At 62.8% G+C, this 21723-nt stretch carries 19 protein-coding genes and 2 riboswitches; of the genes, 5 read left to right on the top strand and 14 right to left on the bottom strand.

The annotated features are described in order from the left end of the window. Positions 1-3: 3 nt before the first annotated feature. Genes ACIQUF_RS05255 through ACIQUF_RS05245 form a run of 3 tightly spaced genes read right to left on the bottom strand, consistent with a single transcriptional unit; the run spans position 4 to position 1319 of the window. Entirely contained in the window at positions 4-414 is a 411-nt protein-coding gene (locus ACIQUF_RS05255) for a cobalamin biosynthesis protein (RefSeq protein ID WP_403129176.1), read from the bottom strand. Then, the gene (locus ACIQUF_RS05250) at positions 414-1124 is read right to left on the bottom strand and encodes a CbtA family protein (protein ID WP_403129174.1); all 711 of its coding nucleotides are present in this window, start codon (positions 1122-1124) and stop codon (positions 414-416) included. Before ACIQUF_RS05250 ends, ACIQUF_RS05255 begins: the two co-directional genes overlap by 1 nt. 9 nt (positions 1125-1133) lie before the next feature. Then, positions 1134-1319, bottom strand: coding sequence for a CbtB-domain containing protein (locus ACIQUF_RS05245; RefSeq protein ID WP_403129172.1), 186 nt, complete (start codon positions 1317-1319; stop codon positions 1134-1136). A 105-nt stretch (positions 1320-1424) separates the two neighbouring features. After that, a riboswitch (cobalamin riboswitch) is annotated at positions 1425-1648 on the bottom strand. Between the two features lie 142 nt (positions 1649-1790). Continuing rightward, a riboswitch (cobalamin riboswitch) is annotated at positions 1791-2000 on the top strand. A gap of 98 nt (positions 2001-2098) precedes the next feature. On the opposite strand from ACIQUF_RS05245, the gene cobW reads away from it, so the two are divergent. Genes cobW through ACIQUF_RS05225 form a run of 4 tightly spaced genes read left to right on the top strand, consistent with a single transcriptional unit; the run spans position 2099 to position 8599 of the window. Next, complete coding sequence (cobW, locus tag ACIQUF_RS05240) at positions 2099-3166, top strand: cobalamin biosynthesis protein CobW (protein WP_403129170.1); 1068 nt, start codon at positions 2099-2101, stop codon at positions 3164-3166. A 3-nt stretch (positions 3167-3169) separates the two neighbouring features. After that, positions 3170-6931: a cobaltochelatase subunit CobN gene (cobN, locus tag ACIQUF_RS05235; protein WP_403129168.1), complete on the top strand. Its 3762-nt coding sequence runs from the start codon at positions 3170-3172 to the stop codon at positions 6929-6931. A gap of 1 nt (position 6932) precedes the next feature. Then, positions 6933-7934 carry an ATP-binding protein gene (locus ACIQUF_RS05230; protein WP_403129166.1) on the top strand — a complete coding sequence of 334 codons (1002 nt, stop codon included), beginning with the start codon at positions 6933-6935 and terminating at the stop codon, positions 7932-7934. Between the two features lie 32 nt (positions 7935-7966). Further along, a complete protein-coding gene (locus ACIQUF_RS05225; protein ID WP_403129164.1) occupies positions 7967-8599 on the top strand; it encodes a VWA domain-containing protein in 633 nt (210 codons plus the stop codon). A gap of 113 nt (positions 8600-8712) precedes the next feature. Here the strand turns inward: ACIQUF_RS05225 and ACIQUF_RS05220 are convergent, their stop codons facing one another. Next, positions 8713-8979, bottom strand: a complete 267-nt coding sequence (locus ACIQUF_RS05220) for a hypothetical protein (protein ID WP_400803234.1) — start codon at positions 8977-8979, stop codon at positions 8713-8715. 343 nt (positions 8980-9322) lie between these two features. On the opposite strand from ACIQUF_RS05220, the gene ACIQUF_RS05215 reads away from it, so the two are divergent. Further along, positions 9323-10648 carry a sigma 54-interacting transcriptional regulator gene (locus ACIQUF_RS05215; protein WP_403129161.1) on the top strand — a complete coding sequence of 442 codons (1326 nt, stop codon included), beginning with the start codon at positions 9323-9325 and terminating at the stop codon, positions 10646-10648. Between the two features lie 35 nt (positions 10649-10683). On the opposite strand, the gene ACIQUF_RS05210 is transcribed toward ACIQUF_RS05215, so the two are convergent. From ACIQUF_RS05210 to ACIQUF_RS05165, 10 genes are all read right to left on the bottom strand, one after another. Then, on the bottom strand, positions 10684-12885 hold the full coding sequence (locus ACIQUF_RS05210) for an LTA synthase family protein (protein ID WP_403129159.1): 2202 nt from the start codon (positions 12883-12885) through the stop codon (positions 10684-10686). Between the two features lie 133 nt (positions 12886-13018). Next, positions 13019-14299 carry a hypothetical protein gene (locus tag ACIQUF_RS05205; protein ID WP_403129157.1) on the bottom strand — a complete coding sequence of 427 codons (1281 nt, stop codon included), beginning with the start codon at positions 14297-14299 and terminating at the stop codon, positions 13019-13021. Positions 14300-14347: 48 nt separating this feature from the next. Further along, complete coding sequence (locus ACIQUF_RS05200; protein WP_403129155.1) at positions 14348-15091, bottom strand: hypothetical protein; 744 nt, start codon at positions 15089-15091, stop codon at positions 14348-14350. 36 nt (positions 15092-15127) lie between these two features. Continuing rightward, positions 15128-15808 (bottom strand): C39 family peptidase, encoded by a 681-nt coding sequence (locus ACIQUF_RS05195; RefSeq protein ID WP_403129153.1) that lies wholly within the window; start codon positions 15806-15808, stop codon positions 15128-15130. A 68-nt stretch (positions 15809-15876) separates the two neighbouring features. Further along, positions 15877-17373 carry a heme utilization protein gene (locus ACIQUF_RS05190; RefSeq protein ID WP_403129151.1) on the bottom strand — a complete coding sequence of 499 codons (1497 nt, stop codon included), beginning with the start codon at positions 17371-17373 and terminating at the stop codon, positions 15877-15879. A 50-nt stretch (positions 17374-17423) separates the two neighbouring features. Beyond that, positions 17424-18002 carry an adhesin gene (locus tag ACIQUF_RS05185; protein WP_403129150.1) on the bottom strand — a complete coding sequence of 193 codons (579 nt, stop codon included), beginning with the start codon at positions 18000-18002 and terminating at the stop codon, positions 17424-17426. A gap of 1 nt (position 18003) precedes the next feature. Further along, entirely contained in the window at positions 18004-18441 is a 438-nt protein-coding gene (locus tag ACIQUF_RS05180) for a hypothetical protein (RefSeq protein ID WP_403129148.1), read from the bottom strand. Positions 18442-18738: 297 nt separating this feature from the next. Then, complete coding sequence (locus ACIQUF_RS05175; protein WP_403129147.1) at positions 18739-19290, bottom strand: AAA family ATPase; 552 nt, start codon at positions 19288-19290, stop codon at positions 18739-18741. Beyond that, entirely contained in the window at positions 19287-19865 is a 579-nt protein-coding gene (gene pnuC / locus ACIQUF_RS05170; protein ID WP_403129145.1) for a nicotinamide riboside transporter PnuC, read from the bottom strand. Before pnuC ends, ACIQUF_RS05175 begins: the two co-directional genes overlap by 4 nt. A gap of 88 nt (positions 19866-19953) precedes the next feature. Then, entirely contained in the window at positions 19954-21588 is a 1635-nt protein-coding gene (locus ACIQUF_RS05165) for a methyl-accepting chemotaxis protein (protein WP_403129143.1), read from the bottom strand. Positions 21589-21723 lie beyond the last annotated feature (135 nt).

The raw sequence follows: 21723 nt of genomic DNA, 5'->3' as shown, positions 1-21723 counted from the left end.
CGATTATTCGCCGCAGGCGAGGGCGAGGGTAGCGGCGCCGAGCGTTTGCCGTGGCACCCGTAGCTGGGTACTGCCGTGATTGAGGTGCGCCAGGGCCAGCGCCGTGCTCTCTGCAACCCCATAGCAGCCACTGTGGGCGAAGGCTTGCGCGGAGCGGTGGCTGAGCAAGGGCTCGAACGCCTGTAGCTGGGTGGCGTCGAAGATCACCAATGGCAGGTTGTGACGTTTGGCAAGTTGTCGCAGGCCACGCTCGTCGGCTTTTAAAGCGATGCTGGCGATGCCTTGCAAGGCTGACAGCGCCAGGCCATGGCTGTCCAGGGCTTGGCGCAGCAGGGTGTCGAGAACGTCCACTGGGCAGCCCCGGCGGCAACCGAAGCCGGCGTACAGCGCCAGCTGCGGCTGTTGGCAGGCCATCACGCTTGGCTTGAGCGGCGATACAACCAGGCACTGAGCAGTCCCAGGGCCAGCCAGAAGGCGGCGTTGGTCAGCCACGAAGCGATCTTGAACTGGGTTTCCAGTGCTTCAGGGGCCAGGCTTGCATGGACTTCGGGCTGCGGTGCACCGATGACATGGGGCATCACCAGCAATACCACGCCGAGCGCCTTGAGCAGCCAGTGCCGGGCAAATACCAGCAACGCCAGGCCGACGGCGGTGCTGGCAGCAGTACCGATCCACCAGCTCTGACGCAGGCCGAGGTCGGCGGCGGCAGTACCCGGAAGCTCAGGCGGCAGGCCCAGGGTGGGCGCCAGGCAGAACACGGCGAAGCCGGCCAGGCCCCACAGTGCGCCAGTGCTGACGCGGTTGGGTTCACGCAGGCTGTAAAGGGCAGCGAGTATCAGTGCGAAGCCGACGGCGACGACCAGGTTGCCACCGGTGGTGGAGAGGATGCGCTGCCAGCCATCTTCGGGCGACCAGGCCTCTTCGCTGTGTTCATGCCCACCCGCATGTTCATGGGCAACGGCTGCTTCACCGTCATGGCTGTGCTGCTCGACGGCAGGCGCCGCCGATTCGTAGGTTTCCGCCTGCAGAATCAACGGAGCCACCCAGAAACTTTGCAGCAGGGTAAGCAGCAAGGCTGCAAGCAGGCCGCTGAACCCGGCGGTGCGGGCAATGCGCTTGATCATGGGGCGGTCTCAGTGGCAGGGGAAGGCGGCGCTGTGGCGGGTATCGTGCGCGGCATTGTGCACGGCTTCGAGGTGCGAAAAACCGGCGAAGTAGACCAGGCACAGGCCCAGCAGGCTGGCGCCGGCGGCGATGACCACGCGCTGGCTGAGGGTGACGGGCGTGGCGATGGCGTGCTTGGTGCTGGTGATGGGCATGACGCTTTCCTCTGCTTTGCTTTTGTATGGGCAACGGGGCACAGGCGAGCGCGACAACCCCGGACCTCAAGGCCCAGGGGAATGCGACAGCGCCCGCCCACCGCGGGGTGTTCATGAACGCCAGGCCGGTCTCCGGGCTTGCGAGGAGGAGCAGGGCTCCTGGTAAAGCGTCACCTTCCCATGCCGTACTGCGTGGCACAGTGGTCCAGACGCTTCACTCGCTTACCGTTGCGGGGGCAGCACCGGATTTGTCGCACCCTGGTGAGGGCCTGCGACGCACCGGTTTCCCGTTTCACCCCCGTGGGGGCACCTGAACGCGAGGTGTAAGGAGAGCACGGGGGAGGGTTTGCGTCAATTGGCCGTAGGTAAACCGTAGGAGCGGATTCATCCGCGATGCGCCGCGTGGGCGGCGCTCGATCTCAAGAGCAATACAAATCTCAAGCCATGAGTTGACCATCCCGACCCCCCCGCGTAGCCTTGCCGCTTCGAGGTTCTTCGGCCACGCCGAAGCTAAGACGGGAACGCGGTACAAGCCGCGGCTGCCCCCGCAACTGTAAGCACCAAGACGGATCGACACAGCCACTGCGCCCAGGCGCGGGAAGGCGTCATCCCGCCAGCCCTGTTCAAAGAGGGGCCGGAACGGTGCAAGCCAGGAGACCTGCCTCGCGACGTTTTCGACTTTCAACCGGGCGGGGTGATCCGGTGGCGAACGAGCCCGGCCATCTGGCCTGCGGCTTTCGTCCCGCATGCCCGCGCCATCCTGCCAAGGGCAACGCGACATGAAAACACTGGCCAAGCTCCCCGTCACCATCGTCACCGGCTTCCTCGGCTCGGGCAAGACCACCTTGCTCCGGCACATGCTCGACAACGCCCAGGGCCGCCGCATCGCAGTCATCGTCAACGAATTCGGCGAGCTCGGTATCGACGGCGAAATCCTCAAGCAGTGCAGCATCGGCTGCACCGAGGAAGAGGCCAGCGGCCGCGTCTATGAGTTGGCCAACGGCTGCCTGTGCTGCACCGTGCAGGAAGAGTTCTTCCCGGTGATGCGCGAACTGGTGGCGCGCCGCGGCGACCTCGATCACATCCTCATCGAAACCAGCGGCCTGGCCCTGCCCAAGCCGCTGGTGCAAGCCTTCCAGTGGCCGGAAATCCGCAATGCCTGCACTGTTGACGCCGTCATTACCGTCGTCGACAGCCCAGCCGTAGCCGCCGGCACCTTCGCCGCCTACCCGGACCAGGTCGATGCCCAGCGCAAGCTCGACCCTAACCTGGACCATGAATCGCCCCTGCATGAGCTGTTCGCCGATCAGCTGGCCAGCGCCGACCTGGTGGTGCTGAACAAAGCCGACCTGATCGACGCCGAGGGCCTGGCCAAAGTACGCGCTGAGGTTGCCGAAGAACTGCCGCCAGCGGTCAAGGTGATCGAAGCCAGCAGCGGGCGCTTGCCGCTGGAAGTGCTGCTGGGCGTGGGCGCCGAGTCGGAGGCGCACATCGATGGCCGCCGTACGCACCATGACTCGCATCACGACGGCGACGATCATGACGATCACGACCATGACGCCTTCGACTCCATCTCCATCGACCTGCCTGAAGCTGACGAAGCCCTGTTGCTCGATGCGCTGACCCAGTTGGTGGTGGAGTTCGGCATCCTGCGCGCCAAGGGCTTCGCGGCCATCCCCGGCAAGCCGATGCGCCTGTTGGTGCAGGGTGTGGGCACCCGCTTCGACAAGCACTTCGACCGCGCCTGGCGTGCCGACGAACCGCGCATCACCCGCCTGGTGCTGATCGGCCAGGCCCTCGATGCCGTGCAACTGGAAGCGCGCCTGCGCCAAGCCCTGGGCGCCTGACTCATGCACCTGCTGCGGACCCAGCCCGGCGGCTTCGTGCCGGACGACAGCATCGCCGACCTCGGCCAGACGCCCGCCGAACTGGTGATCCTCTGCAGCGGCGATTCGCACCTGGCATTGCTCGCCGAAACCGCCGAGCAACTGCCGGATGACTACCCCAGCCTGCGCCTGGCCAACCCCATGCAAGTGCAGAACCACGCCTCGGTCGACCTGTACGTCGACGAGGTGCTGCGCCATGCCAAGGTGATTCTGGTGTCGTTGCACGGCGGCGTCGGCTACTGGCGCTATGGAGTCGAGCAATTGGTCGAACTGGCCTCGCGCGGCGTACAGTTGATCCTGGTGCCCGGTGACGACCGTCCCGACCCTGAGCTGACCGGGCTTGGCACGGTCACTGGCGAGCCGGCCGAGCGCCTTTGGCATTACTTGCGACAAGGCGGCAAGGCCAACGCAGTCAACCTGTTCAAGTGCCTGGCCAACCAGTGGCTGGGCCGCGATTACAGCTGGGACGCGCCGCAGCCATTGCCACGCACCTCGATCTACCACCCGCACATCCCCGCAGCCGCCTTGGAGGACTGGTACGCCCAATGGCATCCGGAACATCCGGTGGCGCCGCTGCTGTTCTATCGCTCGCACTTGCAGGCGGCCAACACCGCGTTCATCGACGTTTTCTGCGAACGGCTGCTGGCCGCCGGGCTCAACCCGCTGCCGATCGCCGTCGCCAGCCTCAAGGAAAGCGCCTGCCTGGAGCAGGTTGAACACTGGCTGGATGAAGTGGGCGCCGAGGTGCTGATCAACACCACGGGCTTTGCCCTGTCCAGTCCGGAACGCCCCAACCTGCGACCGTTCCGGCGCGACATCCCGGTGCTGCAGGCGATCTGCGCGCAGGACAACCAACCCGGCTGGGAGGCCAGCGAGCAGGGCCTGGGCGCTCGCGACCTGGCCATGCACATTGCCTTGCCAGAACTGGATGGGCGCATCATCACCCGCCCGGTGAGCTTCAAGGACATGGCCTGGCGCAGTGAGCGCAGCCAGTCCGACGTGGTCTGCTACCGCGCCCACCCCGAGCGCATGGACTTCGTCGCCGAACTGGCACGGCACTGGGTCGAGCTGGCGCGCCTGCCCAATGGGCAGAAGCGCGTGGCGTTGGTGCTGGCCAACTACCCGACCCGTGATGGGCGCATCGGCAATGGCGTCGGGCTGGATACGCCCGCAGCGGCCCTGAACATCCTCAAAGCCCTGCAAGCTGAAGGCTACCCGCTGGCCGAACTGCCCAGCAGCGGCACACAGCTGATTCATCAGCTGCTTGGCGGTGTCACCAACGATCTCGAACACCTCGACCAGCGCCCTTGCGCACAGAGCCTGAGCCTGGCGGATTACCAGGCTGCCTTCGACCGTCTGCCCGAAGCTAACCGCCAGGCCGTGCTGGAGCGTTGGGGCCCGCCCGAGCAGGACCCGATGTACCGCAACGGCCGCCTGATGGTCGCTGGCCTGCGATTTGGCCTGACCTTCGTCGGTATCCAGCCGGCGCGTGGCTATCAGGTGGACCCCAGTGCCGTGTACCACGATCCGGACCTGGTGCCGCCGCATGGCTATCTGGCATTCCATTTCTGGCTGCGCCATGCATTCGCCGCCGATGCGGTCATCCATGTCGGCAAGCACGGCAACCTCGAATGGCTGCCCGGCAAGGGCGTCGGCTTGTCTGCCCAGTGCTGGCCCGATGCGCTGCTGGGCCCGCTGCCGAACATCTACCCCTTCATTGTCAACGACCCGGGCGAGGGTGCCCAGGCCAAGCGCCGCACCCAAGCGGTGATCATCGACCACCTGATGCCGCCGCTGACGCGCGCCGAAACCTACGGGCCACTGCGCCATCTGGAGCAACTGGCCGATGAGTTTTACGAAGCGCAGATGCTCGACCCACGGCGCGCCCGGGAACTGCAGGGCGACATTCTTGACCTGGTGAAGGCCAACCACATCGACCGCGAACTGAAGCTGGAAGGCCAGTTGGAAGATGCCGCTGTGTGGCTGCCGCGCCTGGATACCTACCTGTGCGACCTCAAGGAATCGCAGATTCGCGACGGCTTGCATGTATTTGGCGAGTCCCCGCAGGCACGCCTGCGGATCGACACTTTGCTGGCGCTGCTGCGGGTAGAGCGCGGCGATGGCCGGGGCGGCAATGCCAGCGTGTTGCGCACGCTCGCCAAGGCCCTGGCGCTGGGCTTCGACCCGTTGGATTGCGACCTCGGGCAAAACTGGGCTGGCCCGCGCCCAGCGCTGCTGCAAGCCATCAGCGAATCAGCATGGCGCACTTGCGGTGACACCCGCGAGCGCCTTGAGCTGTTGGCGCTGCAAGTTATCGAGCAAGCGCTGAACGGTACCCTTCAATTGCCCGCCGAGGCTCACTGGCAGCCAGTGTACGAGGTGGTGCAAGCCTTGCTGGAGCAGGTAGCGCCCAACCTGGACGCTTGCGGGGCCGCTGAAATCAACGGATTGCTTGCAGCCCTGGCCGGGCGCTTCGTGCCGGCCGGCCCCAGCGGTGCACCCAGCCGTGGGCGCCTGGATGTACTGCCCACCGGCCGCAACTTCTATACCGTGGATGTACGCAACCTGCCCACCACCACGGCCTGGCGCCTGGGTTTCGCCTCGGCCAACCTGATCCTCGAACGCCATCTCCAGGACCACGGCGATCACTTGCGCCAACTCGGTCTCTCGGTATGGGGCACCGCGACCATGCGTACCGGCGGCGACGACATCGCCCAAGCCATGGCACTGATGGGCGTGCGGCCGGTATGGGCTACCGGCAGCCAGCGTGTCGATGACTTCGAGATCCTGCCGTTGAGCCTGCTCGACCGTCCGCGGGTGGATGTGACCTTGCGTGTTTCAGGCTTCTTCCGCGATGCCTTCGGCAACCTGATTCGTCTGTTCGATGCGGCAGTGCAGGCGGTGGCGGCGCTGGACGAACCGGATGACGCCAACCCCCTGGCCGCGCGGGTGCGCAGCGAGCGTGAAACCTTGCAGGCGCAAGGTATGCAGGCTGAACAAGCTGCACGCCAGGCCGGTTGGCGTGTCTTCGGCGCCAAGCCGGGCGCCTATGGTGCCGGGGTGCAGAATGCCATCGACGGCCGCCTGTGGCACAGCCGTGATGACCTGGCCGAGGTGTACCTCAACCATGGTGGCTATGCCTATGGCGCCAGCGACGAAGGCACACCCGCGCGGGCTCAGTTCGCTCGGCGCCTGGGTCAAGTGCAGGCGGTCCTGCAGAATCAAGACAATCACGAACACGACCTGCTCGATTCCAACGACTATTACCAGTTCCAGGGGGGCATGCTGGCCGCCTCCGAGACCTTGTCGGGCAGCGCAGTGGCCAGTTACCACGGCGACCACAGCCAGGTGGACCGGCCGCGCATCCGTACCCTCAAGGAAGAGCTGAACCGCGTGATCCGCGCCCGCGCCTTGAACCCCAAGTGGATCGACGGCGCCAAGCGCCATGGCTATAAAGGAGCGTTCGAACTGGCGGCGACGGTCGACAACCTGTTCGCCTTCGACGCGACCACGCACCTGATCGACGACCATCATTACCAGTCGCTGGCCGATGCCTACGTGCTCGACCCGGCGACCCGCAATTTCATGCGCGAGCACAACCCCGAGGCCTTGCGTGACCTCACCGAGCGTCTGCTGGAGGCCCAGCAACGGGGCCTCTGGGAAGCCCCCGGTGACTACCGCGAAGCCTTGGAAGAGCAATTGCTCGACGGCGAGGAACAGGCTTGAAATGAGTGAACCCGTGCAGTTTCCCCTGGCGGCCGTGGTCGGTGCCGAAGACCTCAAGCTGGCCTTGTGCCTGACCGCCATCGACCCGAAGATTGGCGGCGTCCTGATCGAGGGGCCGCGTGGCATGGCCAAAAGTACCTTGGCCCGCGGCCTGGCCGACCTGCTCGACGAAGGCCCGTTCGTGACCTTGCCGCTGGGTGCCAGCGAAGAGCGGCTGGTCGGCACGCTCGACCTCGATGCCGCACTGGGGCAAGGCAAGGCGCAGTTTTCACCGGGCGTGCTGGCCCAGGCCGATGGTGGCGTGCTGTATGTCGATGAAGTCAACCTGCTGCCCGACACCCTGGTCGACCTGTTGCTGGACGTGGCTGCCAGCGGCACCAACCGCATCGAGCGGGACGGTATTTCCCATCGGCACAGTGCGCGCTTTGTTTTGATCGGCACGATGAACCCCGAAGAAGGCGAATTGCGCCCGCAATTGCTCGACCGCTTCGGCTTGAACGTGGTGCTCGAAGGATTGCCAGCACCCGCTGCGCGTCAGCAGATCATCCGTCGTCGCCTGGCTTTCGATACCGATCCTCAGGCCTTCTGCTCGCAATGGGCTCAGGCTCAGGCGCAGTTGCGTGAGCGCTGCCAGGCAGCGCGACAGGCCCTGTCGGCAATTGCCTTGGACGACCAGGCCCTGGCCTGGATTACCGAGCGTTGCTTCGCAGCCGGGGTCGATGGCCTGCGCGCCGACCTGGTCTGGTTGCGTGCCGCCCGTGCCCATTGCGCCTGGCGAGGTGGTGAGTCCATCGAGGAGAGTGATGTCGATGCGGTGGCGGAGTTCGCCCTGCGCCATCGTCGCCGGGAGTCGCCTGCAATCGAGCCACCCTCGATGCCACCTCAAGCAGGCGGACAGGAAGCGTTGAATCAATGCGGGCAGGGCGATTGGGGCGCGCTGCCGGCACAGCCGGTAGCCAGCGGCGCCCGGCGCGAGGTGCCGAACTGGGCAAAAAAGCCCTGAGCATCCGCCCACCCGGCAAGGTGGCGGATGCCATGCCCCGAGTCGGCAACGTGCCAGGCGCCAGCCGTGGCCGTGCGCGCGCGGCGCAAAAGGGGCGGGTGGCCTGGCTTGCGACCCTGCTCAAAGGGCGCCCGCGCCAGCGTCAGGACCTCTGCTGGCAGCAGCGCCGGGCTCAAGCCGGCGAATTGTGGCTGGTCATTGTCGATGCGTCGGCGTCCACCCGTCGCCACCAGGCGCTGGCACAGAGCAAAGGGATGTTGGCCGAGTTGTTCGATCAGGCCTATCGGCAGCGCGCTCGGCTGGCGTTGCTGACCGCCAGTGGCGGGGCGCCGCAGTGGCAGCGCCATGGCCTGAAAGCCTCTGCCTCGCTGCAGCCCTGGCTAAACGCCTTGGGTGCCGGTGGCGGCACGCCGTTGCTTGCTGCCCTGGGGCAAGCCCGGCGTTGGTTGCAGGCGCGGCAAAAGGCCCAGCCACACGAATTGCAGCGTTGCCTGGTGTTTACCGACGGCCGATTGCAGCGTTGGAGTGCAGTGCAACCCATGCCCTGCGCGACAGTCTTGGTGGACATGGAATTGGCGCCAGTTCGGCTGGGCCGGGCGCGGCAATTGGCCATGGAGTTACAAGCCGATTACCAGCATCTTGAGCAATTCAGGATAAAGGACTAAGTCACTTCGCGAGGGATGCCGCGACACTATGTCGCAATAGAAAAGTTGCCTCATGGGCATTGGAGAAGTTGCACAAGTGCGTGCTCGCACGCACTTGCAGGTAAACCTTGATATTACTTGGGCATCGACCAAGGTTGCAGGTCATAGCCTTTCTGGCACAGTTCGGCACGTACTTCCTCGATCAAACTGGCCCATTGCGCTGGGTCGGAATAGATATGCGAGGATACCTGCTTGCTGCCGATGCGGGTGCTGGTCCGGTCGATCACGGCCAGGCTCAGCTCACCAGTACCGTTGGGCGCATCCCAGGCGACGCACTGGAAGGGTTCGAAGGCGTGGTCGGCGATCAGCAGGGCTTCGTTGACACGGAGCGGGGCATTCATGGTTCGGTCTCTCTATGGTCCCAAACATCGAAATTCAAGTCCGCATTACTGCAACGTCGCTTCAGGGTATCGCGATCTGCAGCGCGGGGTTATTCGTACTGATGCTCCAAGTTGGGGGCGGAGTCACACAGTTTTTGTAAATTTTTTGCAGCGACTTAATTTTTTATTGCACCGCGCCGCCTGTGACGCTGATAAATTTGAAAAATTCCCGACCCGCCCTGATGCGACAGAATTGGGCAGACAAACGGTAGTGGGCGCCGCCATGTTCGTTGCTACTGTTAAACAGGCGCCGCAACTTACTGTTTTCACGTAAAAAACCACAATTTGGCGCCAAGGAACGGTCATGCACGAAACCGCCTCCCTTCGCCGCTTGCTCATCGTCGATCCCTGCGACGATTGCCACCGTCTGTTGCCTGGCCTTGAAAGTGCCGGCTGGAATGTTCACAGCTGTAGCCTGGACCTGGCGTTGGAGCATCGCTGCGATATCGGCTTGCTACGGCTGCAGGAGTCGCACCTGCGTCACCCGGACGCGGTCAAGGACATGATCAAGCGCAGCAATACCGAATGGATCGCGGTGCTCAATGGCGAGCAGCTGCGGATGCAGAATGTCGGTGACTTCGTCTGTGAGTGGTTCTTTGATTTTCATACGCTGCCGTTCGACGTTTCCCGTGTGATGGTCACGCTCGGTCGGGCATTTGGTATGGCGCGCCTGCGGGGCAAAGGGGCGGTGCCGATCGATGGCCTGGAAGACGAGTTGCTGGGTGACAGTCGGCCGATTCTTGAGTTGCGCAAGCTGCTGGGCAAGTTGGCGCCCACTGAATCGCCGGTGTTGATACGCGGTGAAAGCGGCACTGGCAAGGAGTTGGTCGCACGTACACTGCATCGGCAGTCGCAGCGCAAGGAAATGCCGTTCATCGCCATCAATTGCGGGGCGATCCCTGAGCATTTGATACAGTCCGAGCTATTCGGGCATGAAAAGGGTGCGTTTACCGGTGCGCATCAGCGCAAGGTCGGGCGTATCGAAGCGGCCCATGGCGGTACGCTGTTCCTGGACGAAATAGGCGACCTGCCACTGGAGTTGCAAGCAAACTTGCTGCGTTTTCTCCAAGAAAAGCATATAGAGCGGGTCGGCGGCAGCCAGCCGATCCCGGTCGATGTACGGGTCCTTGCAGCGACGCACGTGGACCTTGAGCGCGCCATCGAACAAGGGCGCTTTCGCGAGGATCTGTATTACCGGCTCAACGTGCTGCAGGTGGTGACGGCGCCGCTGCGCGACCGGCACGGCGACCTGTCGATGCTGGCCAACCATTTCTCGCATTTCTACAGTCTGGAAACAGGCCGCCGGCCACGTACATTCAGTGACCATGCCCTGGCTGCCATGGGCCGCCACAACTGGCCAGGCAATGTGCGTGAGCTGGCCAACCGGGTGCGCCGCGGGTTGGTATTGGCCGAGGGCAGGCAGATCGAGGCTCAGGACCTGGGCCTGCATGTGCTGGAGCAGGAAGAACAGCCCTTGGGCACTCTGGAAGACTACAAGCACCGTGCCGAGCGCCAAGCGTTATGTGATGTGCTCGACCGCCACAGCAACAACATGAGCATTGCCGCGAAGGTACTTGGGGTATCGCGGCCTACCTTTTACCGGCTGTTGCACAAGCACCAGATACGCTGAAGCCGCCCGGAGCAGAGGCGGGCATCGCCTACCGGTCAGCTCGAATGGGCAATGTGCCCGTCCGATAATGCTTCAACGGATTCTTCCTCATCCGGCAACGCCGTGATCACGCTGAAATCACTGACCTCGACCTCACCGCCGCCATACCCCAGCAAGTGGAAGGAAAACGCCTTGCGTACCGTCGGGTTATCGAAGCCGAACTCCATTTCCAGCGGCTCCTCGGTGGTCACTCTGATCTCCTCGGGCAACCCCAGCGGCACGTCCTGTTCGCGTTCCTTGGCTTTGAGCTGGATATAGGCAGCGTGTCGCGGGTCGAGTGCGCGTACCTTGACCCGCACCCGCGTGCGTGTGCCTTCGGGCATCTCCATGTACTGCGCGCCAATCAGGTTATCGGCCCAGTCATCACGTATCTGTGTTTGCAGCTGGATGGCAGAAGGGCCGCCGAACTGGTAACGCAGGTTCAGCGGCGTTTGCAGGAGCGATTGATCAAGCACACTGGCGAGGGCCGTGAGCTGTGGGCCGAGGCTGCGGTCGCCGGGGCCGAGGTACCTGGCCTGATCGGCGATGAAGCCTTCGCTGGCATAGCGGCGGCAGCGTTGCTGGAAGTCGCATTCGGTGAACACGCCCTGGCCGTCGTGATAGCGGAGCATGCCGTTGGTGTAGGAAATCATCTCCCGGCCAGTGTCGTAATCGCGGAACATCGAGCGCCCGGCCAGCGCAACCGGTATTGGCAAGGCAAAGTAATCGAGCAAGGAGTTGGCCAGGTCGACGTGGCCATAGGTGCCTTGCTTGATGTGCGGCAGTTGCGATTGCTCCGGTGCCAGGGTCAGGTTGAAGCCCCAGGAGGACGCCAGCCGCACGCCGTCGATGCCGTGAGATTCATCTGAAGTCACCACCACCAGTGTGTCCTTCAGCACGCCCTGGCGCTCAAGGTTGTCGAGAAACGCGCCGATCGCATCATCCAGGTAGGCCACCGCTGCCTGCTTGGCCGTGTCGTAGCGCTCCAGGTACTCGGCGGGCGCAGAATAGGGCTGGTGAGTGCCTACGGTCAGCAGGGTGAGCATCCATGGACGCTCCTGCTGCCGTAGCTGGCCCACGTATTCCAGCGCACCTTCGAAAAATGCCCGATCATCCTTGCCCCAAGGGAACTCCAGGTAGTTTTCGTTGCTGAACCACTCCTGACCATGCACCGAATCGAAGCCGATGTGCGGCATGATCCGGTCTTTCGCCATGAAGCGCAGGCCCGCACCCTGGAGATAATGCGTGGTAAAGCCCGCCTTGTGCAGTTGCGCTGGCAAGCAGGCCTGGTTGCGCTGCTGCTGGGTAAGCAGCTCCATGCCTTTGGGCGTGCCATTGGCCAGTTTGTCGTAGTCGCCACACAGCATGGCGTACAGGCCACGGATGGTCTGGTGGGTATGCAGCACGTAGTCGGGGGTGTTCATGCCGCGTTCGGCCCAGCGGCTGAGGTTGGGCATCAGGTCTTCGTCAAAACGGCTGTGCAACGCCTGGCGGTTGGGGCGCACATAAGCACCGGGAATGCCTTCGACGGTAATCACCAATAGATTGCGGGCGCTACCGGGGGCGCTGAGCAGTTTCTGGCCATGCAGGTCGGCCTGGGTCAGCCCGGCGCTGGGTAGCGGTGTGACCGGATGCGTTTTACCGGCCCAGTCCAAGGCCCCCTGCTGCAGGTCGGTGACACCCGCGGACAGGAGCTGGTGGGGGAGGTTGTACTGCCGCCATTGGTCGGCATCGGACGGCGCCAGGTATTGACTGCCCCAATGCACGCCGAACAGTGCAAGCGTACAGGCCACGCTTGTGAACCCCAGTGGAGCCCCGCGCTGGGCTCGATTGCGCCAGGACGCCATCGCCCAGGCCAGCAATCCAGCACCCATGACCCAGGGCAGCCAGGCATGGGCAAGGCCGCCACCGGTGGAGTTTTCCATGAATTGCGGATCGAACAGGTAACCCAGGTCGGCACTGTTCGGCAGCCGGCCGACAGCGCTGACCAGCTCGGCCGACGCCACCCACAACGCGGCCCATGCCAGCAGCACGGGCAAGGCCAGCCACCACGGGCGACGGTGCAGCAGAAGAACCAGCAGCCCGCCCACGGCGAGGTCGGAGACGTAGCCCAACGGGTTGGACCAACCCAGCAGAGCGCGCGCAGCCAGGGGAATCACCAGCACCAGGGTCACCAGGGCGACAAGCCGGGCATGCGGGTGGCCAAGCAGGTTTTTCACGAAAACTTTCCTTAATTGCCGTTAAACCGTCACATATCTGTGCGCGATGATAACAGGCTGGGTCCAGGAAAGCGGTTGGCTACAAGGTCTGTTACCAAAAGCCGGGCCCGCTGTGGGCCCGGTTTCCGGGGGGTTAGAAGTAGTAGGGGAATTTCAGGCTGAAGGAAAAGTCCGGTGCATCGTCGGTCAGTCCGATGGACAGGTTGGGCACGATTGTCAGGTTGTTGGAGGCGGCGAAGGTCATGCCGATGTTGAAGTTGGCGGCGTTGTAGTCGCTGTTGGTGATCGACTGCCAGTCACCGCCATCGGGTTTGATCTTGCTCTTGCGTGAGAACTGGTCGGTGACCGAGAACGACATACTCATTTTTTCGTTCAGGGCGAAGGCAATACCACCGCCGATCTGCCAGGAGTCGCCCAGTTTCACGTCACCCGGCACCTTGGTGTTGACCTGCGGGCTGATGTCGCTGAACGAGTCCTCCATGTTGTACGTGTAGGACAGGCTGCCGAACAGCACGGCAGGGTCGAAGGTCTTGACCAGCGAGATCCCGGGCGTGATTGCCCACACGCCGTTGCCGGTCGGGAGGTCTTCGGGGATGGCCAGGTTGTCATTGCCGGCCACCTGGATGAGCTTGATCCCATAGGGATCTTTGCCGGTCGGTGCCTTCACCCGCAGCGTAGCAACGGCATCAGGCCAGTTCTCCGATTCGTCGATGAACTTGTAGGCCACCCCGAAGTTGACGTCGCCGATGGTGGGGTCGCGCGTCACCGTACCGTCCGAACTCACCCCGGCCGCACCGCCCGCGCCACCCGAAGAGTAGGTCGATTCGCGATAGACGATTGGCACGTTGATGTCGAACTGCCAACGTTGGTCGACGTTGTAGCGAGCCGTGAGGTCCAGCGTCCAGTTGTCGGCCTTGATGCGGTCGATGTTGATGTTGCCGAGGAAAATCGAGTCGAGGGCCAGGAAGCCGTTGAGGGTCAGGGCGCGGGTGTCGTAGTGGGTGTAGGTCAGGCCGGTTTCGACACTGAACTTGCCGCCGCCAAAGAAGCCGCTGGCCTCGTCGTACAGGTTCGACACGCTTTGTGCAGGCTCCGAATCGTCCTGCAGCGACTGCCCATAGGAGCTACCCGTGGTGCCAGGAGCCCCGGCGGCAACGGTCTGACCACCTTTCACGCCCTCGGCGGGCGACTTGGTCAGACGCTTGGGTGCGGGTGCAGGCGGGGCTTCCTCCACTTGCCGCAGCCGTTGCTCCAGCACCATCAATGCGTTTTGCTGCGCTTCGTAGCGCTCTTTGAGCGCAATCAGCTCCTGTTTGAGTGCTTCGACCTGAGGGTCGGTTGCCGCCTGTAGCAGAGTGGCCGGGGCCAGGGTTGTCAAACAAACGATAGCTCTGAACGTCAACAAACGGTGCATGGATTAGCCGTCCCTTCTGACTACTTGTGCGATGAGACTGAGCGTAGATCAGTATCCCGAATTGCGAAGGCCTTTGAGTTGATCGAGGTTGGCATTCATCGAGCCAGCCGCAGCGGGGGCATCGCGCAGCACCACATTGAGCTGGGTCAGGTTGCGCACCTGATTGCTGGCGCCGAGCAGGGTAGTGTTCTGCATCAGGCCGCCCTGACCCAGGCGCTGCAGGGTGCTGCCCTGGTTGTTGTTGGCGACGATGCCCAGTTGTACGCCGGTACCGCTGGCGGTAACGCTCAGCGAACCTGCGCCATTGGCGCCGACCAGCGTCGTGCCTGCTGCCAGGGCCTGGCCTTGCGGCTGTGTGGCGGGCGCTTCATTGCCCTTGGTGACATTGATGCCGACATCGTTGTAAGCGCTGTTGTAGTCACCGGCGGCGCGCACCACCTGGGTGACGCCTTCGGTGGTATTGAGGCCGCTGCCGCCGGTCACCGTACCGGTGCCCTGGTTTTGCTGCCCTGCGCCGATACCTTTTTCATTGATCATCGACACATAGAACTGCGGCTTGATGGTGTTTTGCTGGATTTGCATCGCAGACGTCGCGCCGATCACCTCGCCATTGGCATTTTGCCAAGTGCTGGTCATGACGATGCCGAAGCTGACGATCCGCCCGGGGAGTACGTAGCGCCCGCGCAAGTTATCCAGCTCCTGGTCCTTCAGTTCTATGGGTTTGAACATCTGTGCATGGGTCGGCAGGCTGGCGGCCAGGCAAAGGGCGGCCAGCCATATTGAAGTCTTCATGGGGTGCTCCCGGAGCGTCTTGCCCACTGTCGTGATTTAGAAGAAGTCGCTTTGAATGAAACCGAAGTCCATCAACTCGGCGTCCTGCACCGGGGTGAAGTTGCTGATGCGGTTCTTGGCGCTCAGCGGCAGCGGCGGGTCGAGCAGGGCGTTGGCCTTGTCGTACCCTTGGCCGATCACGGCGAAGATGATGCCGTTCCAGCCTTTGATGAAATCGTCGAGTTTGAAGCGTTTGTGGCCGAGCACCGGATCACCGATGTACACCCAGCCTTTGTCGACTTTCTGCATGACCACGAAATGCTTGTAGCCGCGAATGTCCATCAGCACGACCACGGGGATGCGGATGCTGTGCAGGGTGTCTGGTGCAACCTTGTAGCCGCGTGCGCGCATGCCGAGGCTTTCGACGTAGCGCTTCATGTCGAGCATCGAGAAGCCTTGAGTGCGAACCAGGTCCTGGTTGGCGTGCTCGAGCATGCCTTCGATCACCTGATGTTCGTCCACATCCAGCCAGTAGGCCTGGCGCAGAATGGTCGCCAGCGACGCCGCGCCACAACTGAAGTCGGTTTTCTGCTGGACCAGGTCGGCGAACTTGCGCTCGCGAATGCTCTGGATGGGCTTGTAGATCACCGCACCACCCGGCAGAACGGACAACGGCATCTGGGCTGCTTCGCTGACACTGGCCATGCACAGCAAAAACGCCAAGGCGATAATGCGCATGTTCGACGCCCCCCTGCTTCTTCTTGTTAGTAAGAGGCCCCCCGAAGGGGGCCTCCAGGCCGCACTTGTTACATCGAGGTGTTGGAGATGGCCAGCGAGTTGCTTTGCTGGTTGCCCACACCCGCTGCCACGTTGACGCCCAGGTTGCCGCTGCCGCCGTTCACCGAACCACTCAGGGTGGCGGTGTTGGTTACAGGGTTGGCCCAGCCGGTTGGGGTCAGCACTTGGAACGACACAGTGTTGCTCATTGCATAGTCGCTAGACTCGCTGAAGCTCTTCGAGATCGAGTCCGAAGATTCGGACGCTTTCTCGCCGGATTTCGCGTAGTCCGAAGCGCTGGCTTTTTCCCACGCCGAGTCATGCGCCTTCTCGTAGGAAGTATCGCGCGCCTTGTCATAGGACGAGTCGCGGGTACGGTCATACGAAGAGTCATACGCCTTGTCGAAGGACGAGTCGAAGGACTTGTCGAACGACGAGTTGCTGGCCGACTCGTGCGAACGGTCGATCGATGCATTCAGGTCTGCATTGAGCGATGCGTCGAACTCGTTGCTGCGAGAGCGAGTGAAGTTGCCGAAGGTTTGCGACGACGATGCACTGCCGTTGGCACTGGCATCGAGCGAAGCGCTCAGCGTAGTGTTGGACGAAGAGCTGTGGTCGCGGCTAGCCGAACCACTGGCATCCCAGCTGTTGGAACCACTGGCGGTCATGCTGTTGGTGCCACTGGCGCTGCTGCTGTTGGAGCCGCTGGCGGTCATGCTGCTCGAACCGCTGGAGCTGCTGCTCTTCGACCCGCTGGCGTTGCTGCTTTGCGAGCCCGCTACGCTGAAGCTCGAGCTGGAGCTCTTGTCGACGCTGGCATCGTACGCACCGCTACGCGAGGCCGAGCCACTTTTCGAAGTGGTGAAGGTCAGCGTGTCGATGGTGTAGGTGCGGTCAGCGCGGTTGTTCACTTCCAGGCCAGGTCCATTCTGGTCGGCCGAAGCAGTGGCGCTAGAGTTACCAATAGCCGCGGCATTGTTGGCAATGGCCATGGTATTTTTCTGCTGGTTCAGGTCGCCACCAGCGATGTTGATACCAATGTTGCCACTGGCACCATCAGCCGAGCCACTCATGACTGCGGAGCTTTGAGTCGACCAGTTGTTGACGACGTTGTTGTTGCTGCGCTGGACGACATCGGCGCTGGCAGTGGCGGTGCCGAAGACAAAGCTGTTGTCGATATCGGCATTGTCGGACGAGGTGTTGGCGATTGCCGCGGCGTTGTCCTGCTGGTTGCCGTTACCGGCTGCCACGTTGACGCCGACGTTGCCACTGGCGCCTGCCCCGGAGCTGCTCATTTCGGCTTCGTTGATGGTGCCTTCGTTGCGGATGGAGTTGCCAGTGCTCCGTTGGGAGTCAGTGGCAGTGGCTTCGGCGGTGGTGTAAACCGCCCGATCCATCTGCTGGTGGTTGTTGTTGTTACCGTGGCCGTGGCCACCCCGTCTATCGTTCTGATCCGCCTGTGCAGCAACAGCCATGACCGCAGCAATTGCGAAAACCAGAGGCTTGATTGCCATCGAAGGTTTCATGGTGTTTCTCCGTCTTCTTTAGGTTAAGTGTTGTTCTTACCTTTATCGGGTCAATTGGCGACCCGCACGCTCAGGGTGTTTGCCGTCTGGTTGCCCACCCCGGCGCTCTGATTCAACTGGATGACCCCGCGGCTACCGGTGAATGCCTGGTCACCGGTGGTGACCTGGCGATAGCCGGGAGAGGTATCAGTTGGATCCGAGCTGTTGATCAGCGCCACGTTCTGTTGCAACAGGACGCTGTCATCGATGCTTTGTGGCTGTGTACTGAGACTGATGCGCAGGGCATTTGCCTGCTGGGTACCGGCGCCCGCGCTCTGGTTGACCCCCAGTGCGCCGCTGCCATGGCTGAAGGCATTGCCCTGGATACTGGCGCTGGCCCCCATGTTGGGGTCGACGATGGACAGCTGGCGTTGGCGGATCTGCGTGCTGGCGGCCGCCTCGTGGCCAGTGGCGATGGCGCGGGCGTTAGCCTGCTGTTGCTGGTCGCCGGCCGCCTGGTTGACGCTGAAGTTGCCTTGATATTGCGCGCCGGAGCTGTCGATGCTGGCGTTGTTGATCACGGGAACGGGAGATTGGGCGAGGGCCGATGCACTGCACAGCGTGGCGAGGATAAACAGCGTCTGCCTCATGTCATTTGCCTCCGGTCAGTATCTGCAGAGGGGCAAGGCCGCGCTGGACGCTGGAGTTGACCATGTTGGAAATGCCGTTGCCGGAGCCCGTGCCCCGTCCTGCTGCCATGTTCGGCAACTGGTTCTGGTTGCTGATGTTGCCGCCGAGGTTGTCGGTCTGCTGGGTGATCAGCGAAGAAATGCCGGTGCCGCTGGTGATGTTGGCGAAGTCGCCATCACTCAGCTCGTTGGTTTGCTTGATCACGTAAGCGGACGGGTTGGCGTTGGCGGTGGTGGGGTTGGGGTCAGGTGCCAGCGGCGCGCGAATGGCCATGCGCGGTTGCACATCGCGGGTGATCACGATGATGCCATCGGCGGCTTGCGCGGACAGGGTCAAGCCAGTGCTCAATGCGCAACTGACCAGCAGGAGGCGAGTGATGCCTTTGTCCGTTTTCCTCATGATGGCAATTCCTTCTTCGAGCGCTGGCTGGGTGCAGCGTTGCGAGGAGGAGAGCAGGAGGCGTGCCGCTTTTGGATAATGCTTTGCATTCAATAGCTTGCAGAATCTGGCTGGATGCGGCTTGAAGTTGTTGTATCAGCACTGAGACAGATCTTGCGCGAATCGCCGTTTTGCCCGGTATAGACGCTGCCCGAGGTGCTTTTTTCAGCGCTGTATCACTGGTGTGACACTCGCCCCGGATTCGGTGGAGGAGCGCGCAAATACGGGGGTCAAGGCTTGGCGAGGTGTGTCACGGGCTTAACACTCGGTGGGGCAATCCGGTGTTTTGCCGTGCAGTAGACGCTGTACGGCCTGCAAGGCGGCCGCGCTGCGTTGCGGCCAATCGCCGTCAATGATCTGCAGATTTTGCTGGTGATGTTGCAGCCATTGCAGGCTGTCATCGAAAAACTTTTGACGGTCTGCCAGAACCGGCTGGCAGCGCTGAGGGTCGGCTACCCAGTTTACCCCGTGCGGGCTGAGCAACAGGTGCAGGTCGTATTGACGGGATAGCAAGGCCTGCTCGAGCCATGCTGGGCAATCCTGAAACAATGCGCGGCTCCAGAGCATGTTGCTGAGCAAGTGGGTGTCGAGGATCAACAATGCCGGGGCCTGTGCCCGGGCCTGGTCCTCCCAGGCCAGCTGGCCACGGGCGATGGGAGTGATATCGGCGTAGCAGGTATCGCGGCCCACCTGGTCAATGAAGTGGCGCACATACTCGCTCACCACCACGCCGCCGAAATGCGCCTGGATTTCGCCACTGAGCCAGCTTTTACCGCTGGACTCGGGGCCGCACAGTACCAACACCTTCATGCTTGCACCTTTGTGGCTTTCAGGGCCGGGTCACGATGCCACTCCAGCCAACCACGCACGGCGATCAGGGTAAGCACGACGAAGAAACCCGCCGTGAAGTAAAGCTGCTGGTGCAAGTACTGGCCGACGTAAGCCACATCCACTACCACCCACAGCGGCCAGCATTGAACGCGTTTCTGTGCCATCCACAACTGCGCGACCAGGCTGAAGCCGGTTAGCGTGGCGTCCAGCCAGGGTAGGGCGGCATCGGTCCATTGGGCCATTGCTGCGCCGAGTGCGACGCTGAGCACCAGCCCTGCAGCCAACCCGCTGAACACAGCCTGGGTCGGCAGACGCGACACCACGCGAGCGTCCTCGGTGCGGTCCGGGCGCTTCCACTGCCACCAGCCGTAAAGCTGCAACACGGCGTAGGCCACTTGAAGCAACATCCCCGAATACAGCTTCACCTCGTAGAAAAGCCAGCCATAAATAAGCACCATCACCAGCCCGATTGGCCAGCACCAGGCGTTCTGCTTGACGGTCAGCCACACGGCAGTGACGCCGAGCACGGCAGCGATGAGTTCGAGGCCGGACATCGGCGATCCTTGCAAAGGGGAAGGGCCGCGATTGTAGCGTGTGAGCAACCTGGGTAACAGCTACGTCACATTCCGTGCCGACGCGTATTCAGACGCGGAATTGCCGCAACAGTTGCTCCAGCTCTTCGCTCAACTGCCCCAGCGCCACCCCCGCGTCGCTGGATTGGCGCGCCGCCTCTGCGGTCTGCTGCGACAACCCGGCAGTATCCAGCACACTGCGGTTGATCTCCTCGACCACGTGCGACTGCTGCAGGGTGGCGCTGGCAATGGTGGCATTGAGTGCGGTGAGGTTGTGCAGCGCCTGGCTGATGGCGTCGAGGCTGGAGCCAGCCTCGCGGGCCTGTTGCACGGTCTGGCGCGAGGCTTCACTGCTGGTGTCGATGGCTTTTACCGCCGCATCCGACTGCCCCTGCAGGTGCTCGATCATGGTGTGGATCTCGGCGGTGGACTGCGCACTGCGCTGGGCCAGCAGGCGTACTTCGTCGGCCACCACCGCGAAGCCGCGACCCTGTTCGCCCGCGCGGGCGGCTTCGATGGCGGCGTTGAGCGCGAGCAGGTTGGTCTGCTCGGCGATGGAGCGGATGACGTCCAACACCCCGCCGATCTTCGTACTGTGCCCGGCCAGGTCGCGAATCACCTGGACGGCTTGGTCGATGGTCGCTGAAAGCCGGTCGATCTGTTGCAGGCTGCCATGAATGGCCTGCTGGCCATGTTCTACCTGCTGCTGCGCCGCACGCATCTCGCCAGCGGCCTGTTCAGCCGTCTTGGCCACGTCCTGCACCGCATAGGTCACTTCATTGACTGCCGTCGCCACCTGGTCCATCTGCATCGACTGCTGGGCGCTGTGCTGTTGCGCGGCACCTGCGTTGTCACCGACCCGGCCAGCGGACTGTGCCAACGAATGCGCCGCGCCTTGCAGTTGGCCGACCACATTCTGCAATTTGCCGTTGAAGCGGTTGAAGTGCTCGCCCAGGTAGGTGATTTCGTCGCGGCCATGGGTATCCAGGCGCCGGGTCAGGTCGCTTTCGCCGCTGGCGATGTTACCCATGGCCTGCACCGCCTCCTGCAATGGCTGGGCGATACTGCGGGCGATGAGCATGACCACCAGGGCCATCAGCAGGGCGATCCCCAGGCCGACCAGCGAGGCATCGCGCAACTGCCGGGCGAACTCGGCCTGAACGTCATCGATGTACACACCAGAGCCGATGATCCAGCCCCAGGGTTTGAACAATTGAATGTAAGAAGTCTTGGCCACCGGGTCGTTGGCGCCGGGCTTGGGCCAGCGATAGTTGACCGGCCCGGCGCCCTGGCTGCGGGCGAGGGCGGCCATTTCGTTGAACACGGCAAAACCGTCGGGGTCGCGAATGGCCGAGAGGTCCTGGCCGTCGAGCTTGGGGTTGGCCGGGTGCATGATCATCTTCGGCCCGAGGTCGTTGATCCAGAAGTAGTCGTTCTGGTCGTAACGCAGTGCCCGCACCACTTGCAGAGCCTGTTGCTGGGCGGCCTCGCGGCTGAGCGAGCCAGCGGCTTCCAGGCCTTGGTAATAGGCCAGCACTCCGGCAGCGGTCTGCACCACATGACGGGTTTTCTCCGCCTTGGCCTGGTACAGGTCGCCATGGATCTGGCGCAGCATCAGCAGGCCCAGAATCACCAGCATCGCTACGGCCACTAGCAAAATCAGCCACAAACGGCGGCTGATCGACATCGACCTCAAGGTCTTCATGAACGCTACTCCGCTTTGTTCTTTTTATTAAGGTGCATCGAAGCATGCTTTGATACTGGGCCCAACCCGACTAATAGCTAAGTGCCAGTTATTGCCGGGTCTGCACCATGCCGTGCAAGCCATCGCACAGCCGCT

The sequence above is a fragment of the Pseudomonas sp. NPDC090233 genome (assembly GCF_044772285.1).
GTDB lineage: Bacteria > Pseudomonadota > Gammaproteobacteria > Pseudomonadales > Pseudomonadaceae > Aquipseudomonas.
This window is presented reverse-complemented; position numbering and strand designations above follow the sequence as displayed.

Excerpts from the sequence above, each read along its gene's own strand:
- ACIQUF_RS05255 (WP_403129176.1), bottom strand. The coding sequence starts at position 414 with ATGGCCTGCCAACAGCCGCAGCTGGCGCTGTACGCCGGCTTCGGTTGC.
- ACIQUF_RS05250 (WP_403129174.1), bottom strand. The coding sequence starts at position 1,124 with ATGATCAAGCGCATTGCCCGCACCGCCGGGTTCAGCGGCCTGCTTGCA.
- ACIQUF_RS05245 (WP_403129172.1), bottom strand. The coding sequence starts at position 1,319 with ATGCCCATCACCAGCACCAAGCACGCCATCGCCACGCCCGTCACCCTC.
- cobW (WP_403129170.1), top strand. The coding sequence starts at position 2,099 with ATGAAAACACTGGCCAAGCTCCCCGTCACCATCGTCACCGGCTTCCTC.
- cobN (WP_403129168.1), top strand. The coding sequence starts at position 3,170 with ATGCACCTGCTGCGGACCCAGCCCGGCGGCTTCGTGCCGGACGACAGC.
- ACIQUF_RS05230 (WP_403129166.1), top strand. The coding sequence starts at position 6,933 with ATGAGTGAACCCGTGCAGTTTCCCCTGGCGGCCGTGGTCGGTGCCGAA.
- ACIQUF_RS05225 (WP_403129164.1), top strand. The coding sequence starts at position 7,967 with ATGCCCCGAGTCGGCAACGTGCCAGGCGCCAGCCGTGGCCGTGCGCGC.
- ACIQUF_RS05220 (WP_400803234.1), bottom strand. The coding sequence starts at position 8,979 with ATGAATGCCCCGCTCCGTGTCAACGAAGCCCTGCTGATCGCCGACCAC.
- ACIQUF_RS05215 (WP_403129161.1), top strand. The coding sequence starts at position 9,323 with ATGCACGAAACCGCCTCCCTTCGCCGCTTGCTCATCGTCGATCCCTGC.
- ACIQUF_RS05205 (WP_403129157.1), bottom strand. The coding sequence starts at position 14,299 with ATGCACCGTTTGTTGACGTTCAGAGCTATCGTTTGTTTGACAACCCTG.
- ACIQUF_RS05200 (WP_403129155.1), bottom strand. The coding sequence starts at position 15,091 with ATGAAGACTTCAATATGGCTGGCCGCCCTTTGCCTGGCCGCCAGCCTG.
- ACIQUF_RS05195 (WP_403129153.1), bottom strand. The coding sequence starts at position 15,808 with ATGCGCATTATCGCCTTGGCGTTTTTGCTGTGCATGGCCAGTGTCAGC.
- ACIQUF_RS05190 (WP_403129151.1), bottom strand. The coding sequence starts at position 17,373 with ATGAAACCTTCGATGGCAATCAAGCCTCTGGTTTTCGCAATTGCTGCG.
- ACIQUF_RS05185 (WP_403129150.1), bottom strand. The coding sequence starts at position 18,002 with ATGAGGCAGACGCTGTTTATCCTCGCCACGCTGTGCAGTGCATCGGCC.
- ACIQUF_RS05180 (WP_403129148.1), bottom strand. The coding sequence starts at position 18,441 with ATGAGGAAAACGGACAAAGGCATCACTCGCCTCCTGCTGGTCAGTTGC.
- ACIQUF_RS05175 (WP_403129147.1), bottom strand. The coding sequence starts at position 19,290 with ATGAAGGTGTTGGTACTGTGCGGCCCCGAGTCCAGCGGTAAAAGCTGG.
- pnuC (WP_403129145.1), bottom strand. The coding sequence starts at position 19,865 with ATGTCCGGCCTCGAACTCATCGCTGCCGTGCTCGGCGTCACTGCCGTG.
- ACIQUF_RS05165 (WP_403129143.1), bottom strand. The coding sequence starts at position 21,588 with ATGAAGACCTTGAGGTCGATGTCGATCAGCCGCCGTTTGTGGCTGATT.